The sequence below is a fragment of the Hydrogenophaga sp. genome (assembly GCF_051860785.1).
Classification (GTDB): domain Bacteria; phylum Pseudomonadota; class Gammaproteobacteria; order Burkholderiales; family Burkholderiaceae_C; genus Hydrogenophaga.
The window spans coordinates 1-10,624 of record NZ_JBIMLB010000042.1 but is presented as its reverse complement, the minus strand read 5'-3'; the positions used below and the strand labels follow the sequence as shown (position 1 = coordinate 10,624).

Below are 10,624 nucleotides of genomic sequence, written 5' to 3'. Positions count from 1 at the left end.
GCCCATAGAGTGGATGCCAGCGATAGAAGACTTCAACTTCTTGCCCGACATGGGCAGAATGACCCGGCGATTGCCATTGGCAGAAGCAACTGGCTGTTCGCTGGCAGCTTGCGCGCGGGCCAGCGGGCGGCAGCGGCGATGAGCCTGATCCAGTCAGCGCGCATGAACGGGCACGACCCGTATGTCTACCTGCGCGACGTGATGGCACGCCTGCCCATGCAGCGCGCCAGTCAGATCGGTGAGCTGCTGCCACACCGCTAGCAGCGAATCCAGGCCATCTCACTTTAGATTTGGCCGACGGTGAGTTTCACCGTCAGAGGTCTCATACGCAAAGCCTTGGAACTGCGCCCTCCCTCAAAGCTACCAGTGTGTTTGATTTGAGTATTTGTTCGGTTCCAGACAGAACAGTCAATCGAACAGGTCTACAGTCGACAAGGGAATGCAAGACATCCTGTCTTGCGAACCTTGCGGGTTCGCTCCGAGAGGGGTTTTCTCGTGTACCAGGGCTTCCCATGGACAACGCAGAGAACCACCTCATTGAGCGTCTTCCGAAAGCGTTGCGCAAGCGTTTTCTTGCGCTGTGTACCCGGTTCGAGCTGGTGGCATTGTCCGACCTGATCGAGCATGGGGCGCCACTGAGCCACGCGTACTTTCCACGTTCCGGCTTCATTGCGCTGGTGATTGACATCGAGACGCACCCGCCGTTGGCGGTGGGCATGATCGGACCCGAGTCCATGCTAGGGGCGGAATTGGTGCTCGGAGTGGCCAAGACGCCCTGGAGAGCCGTGGTGCAAGGCGCTGGCAATTGCTGGCGCCTGGAAGCGCATGTGTTGCGCAAGACCATAGCCACCATGCCCGAGCTGCGAGAACTGGTGCAAGGCTCTTTGATGGTCCGCCTGCATCAGCAATCACTTGCCACAGCCTGCCAGCGCTTTCACACGATAAGCGAGCGGCTGGCGCGCTGGTTGCTCATGAGCCAGGATCGCTCCCACGCCGACCGGTTTCATGTGACCCAGGACTTCATCGCGCAGATGCTGGGCGTACGGCGCGTGGGAGTGAGCGGGGCAGCCAGCGAATTCCAGCGGCGTGGACTGATTGAATATCACCGCGGTGAGCTCACTGTGCTCGATCGGCTGGGTCTGCAGCAAGCAGCGTGCAACTGCTACGCGGCGGACAAGCGACTGCTCAATGAGTTGATGCCTTCGGGTTCTTGAGGGGCCAAGTTCAGCATTGCAGGCCGCGATAGATTTGGCGAACTGGCGCTGAGGCCGACCAACGCGAGCCATGGGATGGCCGCGCGCTTACGGATGACTGCAGCCACCTTGATACCTGTCATTGATGCCGCCGTGCTGATGGGTGAGCCGATGACAGCTTCGCGCAATGCACTGTGAACCCAGCTCCCGTGCACGACCGACGGCAAGCGCTGCACTATCGACGTTCAACTACGCTCGACGAAGGGCAGCAACGGGCCCGAAGAAGACCTTCGCTGGTGGATGGACCCAACTCGCGGACGGCTTCCGATCAACTCCCGTGCAATCTACCCCGCCGGACGGTCCGTTCGGTCGAAAGCCGACACTCACCCGCGCGCCGGATGTCGAACGGCCCGACTTCACAGCCGATCAGCAACGAGACCGCGATGATCCCGGTTGCTGCCTCAAGCGGTGCGGCCTTGTGCCTCTCATCGGGCGCGAGGCTTTGCGTGTTGATAGGTTGCCTTTTCCATCTCAAGGAAGCCCGCTACCGAGGTCGGATCGGCGAACGGGAAGATCTGGGTCGCCCAATACCCGCCGATGCCGTTCGCGCGATCGATCCAGTAGTACAGGTTAGCGAGGCCCGCCCATGAGAGGGCACCAGCCGGCCGACCCGTGGGTGCTTCTTCCTCGTTGATCATGAACGTGAGTGCCCAGGTCTTGGGCATGCCGGGGAAGAACTCGGCGTCATTGGACAGCCGTGGCCTCGACACGGGCAGGATGGACGCAGCCGTCTTGGTCGCATCGACCCCGGGCAGCATCTTCACGTGCATGCCCTTAGGCAAATGATTGCGGGATGCCATCTCGACGGTTTCCGGTCGCAGGATCTGCTCTCCGCTGTCGCTGCGTCCGTCGTTGAGCCACATGCGGATGAACTTCACATAGTCCGACGCGGTCCCGTAGAGGCCGTGCCCGCCCATGTGGACCTCCGGATCCTGCGGCAAGGTCACCCCGTTGAGCGGAACGAGCGAACCATCGCGATCCTCGCGCGCGTGAATCGTTGCTTGCCGGGACTGCATGGAAGGGGTCATCGTGAAGGCGGTGTCAGTCATCCCGAGCGGACCGAGAACCCTCGATTGCATGACCTCGCCGAGCCGCTTGCCCGTAATGCCCTCGAGCACCATGCCGGCCCAATCGATGTTGCTCCCATAGGACCACTGCTCGCCCGGATCAAACAGAAGTGGCGTCTTGATCGACTTCCAAGATGCGTCGACCACCCAGGGCTGGCCCTGTTCGTTGGCGAGGCGGGTGTACGTCTCGTTGAAGAAGTCGTAGCTGAAGCCGGCTGTGTGTGTGAGCAGGTGACGCGTCGTGATGTCGCGCTTCGGTGGGCGCAGCCTGGGTTGCCCGTCGTTACCGAAGCCCTCGATGACCATGATGTCGGCAAGTTGGGTCGCGTACTCCTTCGCAGGCGCGTCGAGGTCGAGAAGCCCCTCTTCCACCAGTTGCAAGCAAGCCGTTCCTGCGATGGCCTTGGTGGTCGAAAATATCGCGCACACGGTGTCGGGTTCAAACGACTCGCCGGTTCCGGTGTTGCGGACACCGCGCGCGCCTTCGTAGATCGTGCCGCGGCGGTCGGTCACCGCCGCCGATACCCCGGGCACGCGGGGTGTGCCTGTCGTCACGCCATCGAGAACGGCGTCGATTGCTTTCGTCAGTTCGGTCATTCTTGTCTCCGTGTTGTTGAACCACCGCCACAGGCCAAGTGCCGGAGCGCGGAACGTCGGCGTGAGGTCGGTGCGATGACCCCGCCCAACGCGTCTCCGGCGGCGAAGTGTGGCAACGAGAAGATAGCAACACACCGGGTGGCCAGTAACCGCCGACCGGCGCGCCTGGAGGGACCGAATCCCGCCATTTGGCGGTTGAGACTAGCGACTGGTGGGCGGTGGCATGTCCAGCGCCGACGAATGCCGAACGCGCCAGGCGAGGAAGGCGAGGCCGACGCGGGTTCGGCCGATTCCGTCGAGTGGGTCGAACGACAGCAAGTCGCGAATGGTCTCCAGTCTCGCCTGCATTGTGCTGTGGTGGACACCGGCAATGCGAGATGCGTCACGGATAGACGCGGAGCGAAGCAGCGCATCCAGAGTTCGGACGGCCCACGGATGCTGCATGACGCCTTCGAGTTCCTCGACATCGAGCAACGGTCGATCGACAGAGCACTGGGCGAGCAGATCGATCAGACCGCCATAGTCGTCTGCGACGACGACTGGTACTTCTGGAACAGCGCACAGGCGCAAGCTCACGAGTGCTGTCGCCAGCGATCGGTGGAGGTCGTCGATCCCCGCCGCCACCCCGATCCCGCAGGGGCTGGCGTCGATGTGTTTCACCTCGGCGCGCAGTACGCACACGTGCAGCGGACCGTAGCGGGTGTGGACAACGTCTTCCAGCAGGTCGCGGTGTTGCTTCCATGTCGCGAAGAGCGGCAAGGTGGCAACGCGGTACTTCAAGTGCGGCGCCAATCCGAGTTTGGCAGCCGTCGCGTGGCGATGCTCCACGGCAACGTTGGCGTCGAGCAGATCGCCGAGCCGACGCAGTGGATCGTCCGCCTGGTGCCCGCTGCGGATGGCCAGCGCAAGTGCGAGGCGCTCGAGGATCATCGCATCGTTTACATGGGCTGGCCCCTCCCGCTCCAGCCACACTGTCATGCCGTTTGCTGCCAGGGAGCCTTCTCGCGGCGCTGAGGCGCTTCCCTTCAGGGTCTGCCCGTCCGGCGCGACGCGGAGCGTGCGCTCTGATTGATGCCCGGCGAACCCCGCTACACAGCCCGAAAGCGAGGCTGCTGCCCCGAGCAGCCCCTGGATGTTGACGCCACCTCGAACCAATTCGTCGAAGCACGCGATGATCCTCAACGCCAGGCTGGCGTTGGGGTCAAGGGCCTTCAGTCGAGCCAGCAGTTCCTGCATACATTCCTCAATCGGCCAACACGCGCGACATCCATGCACTGCGCGTGGCGATCATTCCACGTGACAGTGCGGTATGCGGCGCAAAGATGTCGAACGCATGGAACCCACCCGGCCACACGTGAAGCTCGGCCTGCCCGCCGGCATTCCACAGGGCGTCCGCATAGGCCACGGTTTCGTCGCGAAATATCTCGGCGCTACCGACGTCGAGAAACGCGGGCGGCAGGTCGCAAAGCTCAGTTGCACGAGCCGGAGCGGCATACGGCGACACATCCGGACCACCGCGCGCTTCGCCAAGCAGCGCGCCCCAGCCAGTCTCGTTGCTCACGCGATCCCAGACGCCGATGCCATCGAACTGAAGCGTGGACTTCGTGATGCCGCGGTCGTCCAGCATGGGATAGTCGAGCAGCTGACCGCACAGGCGGGGACCGCCCCTATCGCGCGCCGCGAGGGCTGCACCGGCCGCCAAACCTCCCCCTGCGCTGGCGCCCGCGATCAGCAGGCGATCGAGGCGCACGCCGAGCGACTCCGCATGCAATGCCATCCATTCCAGCGCCGCGTACACATCTTCCCGCGGATAAGGGTCGCGATACTCTGGCGCCAGGCGGTACTCGATCGACACGAGCACGACGCCGAGCTGTTCGACGAAATCGATCATCCGGTCCAACCCACTGAACCGATCGCCGAACATCAGACCCCCGGAATGCACGAAAAGCACACCGGGACGCTGCCCGGAGGCGCGCTGGTGACGGAAGACAGACGCCTTGAGAGGGTGACCCTCGTAACCCTCGAAGACGCGTTCCTCGCAGCGGATGTTTCGCCCGCCGATCAGCGTTTCGAGAGGCGGCCCTGCGTACGACACCCGCATGAAGTCGATCAGGTCGCTGGTCACAGTCGGCGGGAACATTCCGCCCACGATCGCCAAGCCTGCGCGCAGTTCAGGATCAAAGGTCGGTCGGTCGAGCCGCGCTTGTCGGCCCGCCCCCTCGACCACCCCCTGGGTGAGCTCCTTCATCTCGGGTTCCTTCACGAACGTCTGCTTGTGGCTAAGTCACGCTGAAGATTGAGCGCGCCTCTTTAAGTGAAAGCCCAAATTACCTGTTTCGGAGAGAGGATTCTCCGGCACTTCCCGAAGGACCGGTTGTGGCCGATTCCTGAAGTCTAGCCTTGGAGCTGGGGAACAGCTACCCATCAAGATGGGATCGCCAGCCGTACATGGGGCTGTAGGAAAGGCCGCCCCATTACAAGGTAACGCAGGCCAGGAAAGCGCGACCTTATCAGCCAGGATTCAGAGCAGCTCGCCCTCTGATTTTGCGCATCGATTCGCCCTTCAGCTGGACCCGATGAGCTTGATGCACCACGCGATCAAGAACCGCATCCGCGACGGTTGGATCTGGGAAGAAACCGTGCCAAGTGTCCGCGGGGTACTGACTGGTCAGAAGCAGAGATCCCGTGCGCATGCGCCGGTCGGCAACATCGAGCAAGACCTGCGCTGCGGTTGGGGACATTTCCCCGATTCCAAAGTCATCAAGGATCAGCAGGTTGGGTTTGTAGAGGGCCGTTTTGAGTTTTGGCAGCGAGGCATCGAGCACCGCTTGACCGATGCTGGTGAAGAGGTCGTTGGCCACGTAGAAGGCCACGGTCATGCCCAGCCGACAGGCCTGGTGGCCGAACGCCGACGCCAGCCAGGTTTTACCCACACCCGTGGGCCCGAGGATCATGAGGTTCTGCTTTCGCGTGATCCAGCTGCAATTGGCCAACGTTGACATCAACGCCTTGTCCAGCCCTCGACTTGCACGCGCGTCATAGTCTTCAAATGCGGCAATTTCCGGAAAGTCGGCCGATTTCACGAGGCGGTTGAGCTTGCGGGAATTCCGGGTGGAGACTTCCGACTCAAGAAGCAAACCAAAGCGATCGTCAAACGCAAGATGTTGCAGCTTTGCCTGCTCTTGCTGGAGTTCATAGGCTGTCGCCATGGCGTTCAGGCGCAGTTCGCGCAACTTGCTCAAGTTCTGGGTATGGGTGCTCATGTTTAGTCTCCGAAGTATTGGGCGCCGCGCAGGTTGTCGTGCTCCATGCGGGGCGGTGGCGTGGCTGGACGGAGCCGCAGGTCCGCCTGGTTGGTCAGGATCGAAGTGATGCTGCGCAGCGAAGTGATGTTCAGCGGGAGTGCGTAGCGGCAGACGGACTCGAAGCGATCCTCGCCGTGGTCCCGCGCCAGATCTCGCATGCGTCGGGCAGCGCGCATGCCATTTGCGGGATCGCGCCGCTCGTTGAGGTGGTAGCCGATCATTTCCCGAGCACTGACGCCCACCGCCGTGGCCCATTGCATCAGCGCCTTGGGCTCGCCTTCCAGAACCCGCTGGTGGGCCACAGGCCGGTGTTCAGGCTGCGTGGTGCTGTTGCCCGGCTCAGTGAGCAGCGCGTGCAACGCTACCCGGCGGCCACCTCGAAACACCTCCACCATGGACGCGGTGATGCGCAGATCGACGCGCTCTCCAGCCAACTGGGAAGGCACCGAGTAGAAGCAGCGCAGGCACTCTACGTGGTGGTCATTGCCCACGCGGACTTGATAGCGCCAGTCGCACAACTCGAAGCGCTTTTGCACAAGCGGCTTGAGCGTGGCGCGTTCATCGCTTTCAAACCTGCTGCGCCGACAGCCTGGCAGTTTCTTGAACGGATGATCGTTGAGCTCGTGGTTCAACCGGCGCAGCTCCTTGTTGAGTTCGTCGATGCTGAAGAACACCCGATCACGCAGTTTGAACAGTATCCATCGCTGCGCGATCTGCACTCCCACCTCTGCTTTGGACTTGTCCTTTGGGCGCCTTGGCCTGGCGGGCGCAGGAGCCGTGTCGTAGTGGTGGAGGCAGTCGCGGTAGGTCGGGTTGATAACCAACTCATCGCGGCTGCGGCGCCAGACAGCGGCTTTGAGGTTGTCACTGACCACCCAGCACGGCGCCCCCTCCAAGAACTCAAAGCACTCGACGTGGCACTGCACCCAGTCACCTGTTGTCTGGGTGGGGACGGCGTGCACAAAGGTGTAGTTGGAGTAGCCGAGCACCGCGATGAAGATTTGTGCGAACCGAGAGGGGCCGCCTGCAGGGTCTCTGATCTCCACGGTCCTACCAGCAAAGTCCACGAACAACTTGTCACCTGGCCGGTGTACTCGTCGCATGACAACGTGAAGATTCTTTCTCCAGGCCCGGTATCCGACCGCGAACTGGGTGTAGGCCACCCCCTCGGGGCATGTTTCCCTCCACTCGCGCCACAGCTGCTCCATGGTCGCATCGGGGCGTTGCATTTCCGTGTGCACCCACTGCCAGTCGGGCAGAGGTTTCCGCTGCGCAATGGAGCGGTCGTGCGTGCCCAGGGTGTCTCGCCACTGATCGTCGTCAAGCGGCGCTATCGCTGACCATTCGTGCGCCTGCTTTCGAAGCATTCGGCGGAAGCTGCCGATCGTGGAAGGCGACATGCCCACGGTGCCGGCGATGGCGCGGTCAGAACTGTTGGGATCGTAATAGTGCAAGCGGGCGATTTCCCGCTGCAGGTGAATTGGAATGCGCATGGACTCACTTCTTGCCCAGCGCGGGAGGACGCGCTGCAAGGACGAGTTTGCCCAGCACGCCCAGCACTTGACGTGCCGAACGCTGCGACCGATACTCCACACCACTAGATCTTTCCAAATCTTGCTGGCCTCGGCCGGACAAAAAGCCTGAGCTGCAACTCGGGCTTTTTCGTTTCTGGACGTGTAGTTTTTTTGCTCGGTGAGGCTCCTGGTTGCTGTTGATATGACGGCGCGACGCCACCGACGTTGCGCGCGTGGTCGATATCCCCGTCCACGTTGCCGAAACAAGTGTCCACGTCGCCGAAAGGAACGTTTGAGGCGCCAACACGGCAAGCTCGACACTTGGTTCGGCACGCCGAATGCGGGGATCGGCCATCGTACGAAAGTCGTGCACGCCAAACTACTGGGCTATCTGGACACTTGAAATGCCGCTGTACCTCGACGACGCAGTGCCGCCGCCCATGCCCCGAGCTTTCCTGGACGTTCTGCTCGATGGCTACACATCCTTCGGCGAGGAGGCCGTGAACCCAGCCATGGTCATCGGCCTGCTGCGCGAACGCTTGCTGCCGCTCTTGCCGGACGTGCACAAGTCACTATTTGATCTACGGGGGCAGACCAGTTGGGATAGCCTCTGGATCCTCTACGCGAACCTTGCTACCGCCAGTGGTGGCACTGACAAGCAGCTCGGGGCAAGCGCAGCTGTTGTGAGCATCTTCGTGCGGCACACCACTCGACCACCGCGCGAGGTTGAGTTTCCTGCTCACCTGGAATTGGCGTCATTCGCGCGGATGGCTGACGTGCTCGGTCTGCCCAAGGCACATCCACACGTGGGCGCACAAGAAGTCGCTACGCCGCTCTACGCATTCTGTCGGTACTGCTGGCTGCCGCAGCGCTCGCGCGGCGTGTGCGAGAACCATTCCACCAACTCCACGTCTCGGGACAGGGAAGGTGCTCCACTTTGCGCCGTGGCCACCCACAAACAGGTACAGCGGTTGCGACCCGCTTTTGAGAAGGAACTGAGCCGCCTGGTGAGCGCCGAGGAATGGCAGTTTCACGAGTCCGAGTTCAGCTTGGCGGTCATGGTGCCGCCATCAGGACTTGGCAGCTGGTTGAAGGAGCGCCGGCCTGCTCTGTCGCAACAGCTGGAGGCTGATGGTCGCAAGGGTGAAGTCCGTCTGCTGCCCGCTCTGCTCCAGGTCATGTACGGGGACAAAGGGGTAGATGTGGCGCAGGCCATTGGAGGATCAGTGCACCTGCTCACCCCTGCCACGGCCAGAGCAGAGGCCTGGATTTGCACCTGGGAAGGCAGAGCAAGTTGGGGCGGACAGCGACGTGGTGCAGGCAAGCCTGCGGCGCCTGGCAGGATCAAGGACACCACTCAGCCCAACCAGTGAGTTGTCAACAATCCAAGGCCCGCTGGGAGTTCTCTAGGAAGGTGAAAGAAGCTCGCTGACTGCGGTGCCGAACACGGTGTCAACGATGTCGAACTTGATGTCCAAGAAGCCCGAAATACGCATGCTTGCTGCTTGGGACAATTCCGAGCAACAAGTCTTGCCGCTCGAACGGCGTCAAAGATGCCTCGAAGATCCGGTCCTCTTCTTCTTCGCTAGCAACAGACACTGACGTCTCCCCCATATCCGGTCACTTCTAAATTGGAGTTGGACGGCTTTCCAGCTGTTGATCTGACCTCTTTCTGACGAACTCACTCGGGGTCAGGTGGCCGAGTGAGCCATGCGGACGGTGATGGTTGTAGTCATGCTGCCAAGCCTTCAATTTCTCACGCGCATCCTGCATCGTAATGAACTCGTTGACGTTCAGGAACTCATCGCGCAACCGACCGTTGAATGACTCGATGAGCCCGTTATCCGTGGGCTTTCCAGGCCGCGTGTAGTCGAGCTTCACACCGCGGCGCCAGGCCCATTCATCGAGTGCCTTGGATGTGAATTCCGTGCCGTTGTCCACCGTGATTGCTTTGGGCCATCCCCGCTGCAGCGCAGCCTCGTCCAGAGCCTTGCCGACGCACCGGCCAGTGAGCCGGAAGTTGGCCTCTAGAGACACACTCTCGCGACTCCACTGATCGATCACCGTGAGCACCCGAAATGCCCGTCCATCGAGCATCTGATCGTGCACGAAGTCCATGCTCCAGTGCTGATTCGGCCCTGTGGCGGGCATTGGCCGACCACGCTGCAGGCTGATGCGCTTGCGACGTTTGACCTTCATGCGCAACTGCAGTCCTTCCAGCCGGTACAGGCGATAGACGCGCTTCTTGCCGATTTCCCAGCCCTCACGCTTGAGCATGACCAACACGCGCAGGTAACCGAATCGTGGACGGTCCATCGCGATCTCCCGGATGCGCAGGCGCAGCGCACTCTGATCGCGTGCCTCGCTCTCTGCGTACCAGACCGATGGTCGCAGCAGCGCCAGCCGGCACGACCTGCGCACATTCACCTTGAAGCGCTCCTGCATCCAGGCCGCCAGCTCACGCCGCTTGACAGCCTTTAAAGCTTTTTTCGGACGACCTCCTGCAGGATCTGTTTGTCCAGCGTCAGATCGGCCACGATGCGCTTGAGCCTGGCGTTCTCGTCCTCAAGCATCTTCAGGCGCTTGAGCTCGCTCACGCCCAGGTCCCCGAACTTCTTCTTCCATGTGTAGTACGTCGCTTCGGACACGCCGATCTGGCGACACACGTCGACCACCGGTGTGCCTGACTCAGCCAATCGCAGCGCGTACGCGATCTGCTCCTCTGAAAATCTCGATCTCTTCATTGCTTCTCCTTGCGCCCCTTCGGGCTTGCCGGAAAGCAACCGTACCTCTAGTTTTGAAAAGTCCGGATGGGTATTCCGGACGACCGTGAACGGTGATTCCGGCAGATCGTGAACACCGATTCCGATTTATCGTGAACAGGGATT

9 protein-coding genes are annotated in these 10,624 nt (G+C 61.6%); 3 read left to right on the top strand and 6 right to left on the bottom strand.

What is annotated here, in order from left to right; translation table 11 throughout:
- Both ACTIF6_RS26795 and ACTIF6_RS26790 read left to right on the top strand, forming a co-directional pair.
- A partial coding sequence (locus tag ACTIF6_RS26795) for a transposase domain-containing protein (protein ID WP_439590743.1) occupies nucleotides 1-261 on the top strand: 261 nt, incomplete at its 5' end.
- Nucleotides 262-512: 251 nt separating this feature from the next.
- On the top strand, nucleotides 513-1,214 hold the full coding sequence (locus ACTIF6_RS26790; RefSeq protein ID WP_260669133.1) for a Crp/Fnr family transcriptional regulator: 702 nt from the start codon (nucleotides 513-515) through the stop codon (nucleotides 1,212-1,214).
- 464 nt (nucleotides 1,215-1,678) lie between these two features.
- On the opposite strand, the gene ACTIF6_RS26785 is transcribed toward ACTIF6_RS26790, so the two are convergent.
- From ACTIF6_RS26785 to istA, 5 genes are all read right to left on the bottom strand, one after another.
- Nucleotides 1,679-2,917, bottom strand: coding sequence for a serine hydrolase domain-containing protein (locus ACTIF6_RS26785; protein ID WP_439590742.1), 1,239 nt, complete (start codon nucleotides 2,915-2,917; stop codon nucleotides 1,679-1,681).
- Nucleotides 2,918-3,118: 201 nt separating this feature from the next.
- Nucleotides 3,119-4,153: a helix-turn-helix domain-containing protein gene (locus ACTIF6_RS26780; protein WP_439590741.1), complete on the bottom strand. Its 1,035-nt coding sequence runs from the start codon at nucleotides 4,151-4,153 to the stop codon at nucleotides 3,119-3,121.
- Between the two features lie 7 nt (nucleotides 4,154-4,160).
- A complete protein-coding gene (locus ACTIF6_RS26775; RefSeq protein WP_439590740.1) occupies nucleotides 4,161-5,180 on the bottom strand; it encodes an alpha/beta hydrolase in 1,020 nt (339 codons plus the stop codon).
- A gap of 247 nt (nucleotides 5,181-5,427) precedes the next feature.
- Complete coding sequence (gene istB, locus ACTIF6_RS26770; RefSeq protein WP_332752502.1) at nucleotides 5,428-6,180, bottom strand: IS21-like element helper ATPase IstB; 753 nt, start codon at nucleotides 6,178-6,180, stop codon at nucleotides 5,428-5,430.
- A gap of 2 nt (nucleotides 6,181-6,182) precedes the next feature.
- Complete coding sequence (gene istA, locus ACTIF6_RS26765; protein ID WP_439590739.1) at nucleotides 6,183-7,715, bottom strand: IS21 family transposase; 1,533 nt, start codon at nucleotides 7,713-7,715, stop codon at nucleotides 6,183-6,185.
- Nucleotides 7,716-8,140: 425 nt separating this feature from the next.
- Between istA and ACTIF6_RS26760 the strand changes: the two genes are divergently transcribed.
- Nucleotides 8,141-9,109, top strand: a complete 969-nt coding sequence (locus tag ACTIF6_RS26760) for a hypothetical protein (RefSeq protein ID WP_439590738.1) — start codon at nucleotides 8,141-8,143, stop codon at nucleotides 9,107-9,109.
- 253 nt (nucleotides 9,110-9,362) lie between these two features.
- On the opposite strand, the gene ACTIF6_RS26755 is transcribed toward ACTIF6_RS26760, so the two are convergent.
- Nucleotides 9,363-10,480, bottom strand: a protein-coding gene (locus ACTIF6_RS26755; protein ID WP_439590737.1) for an IS3 family transposase whose coding sequence is annotated in 2 segments (ribosomal slippage) — nucleotides 9,363-10,225 and nucleotides 10,225-10,480 — 1,119 coding nt in all. Because the reading frame shifts where the segments join, the coding sequence is not laid out codon by codon here.
- Between the last annotated feature and the right edge of the window lie 144 nt (nucleotides 10,481-10,624).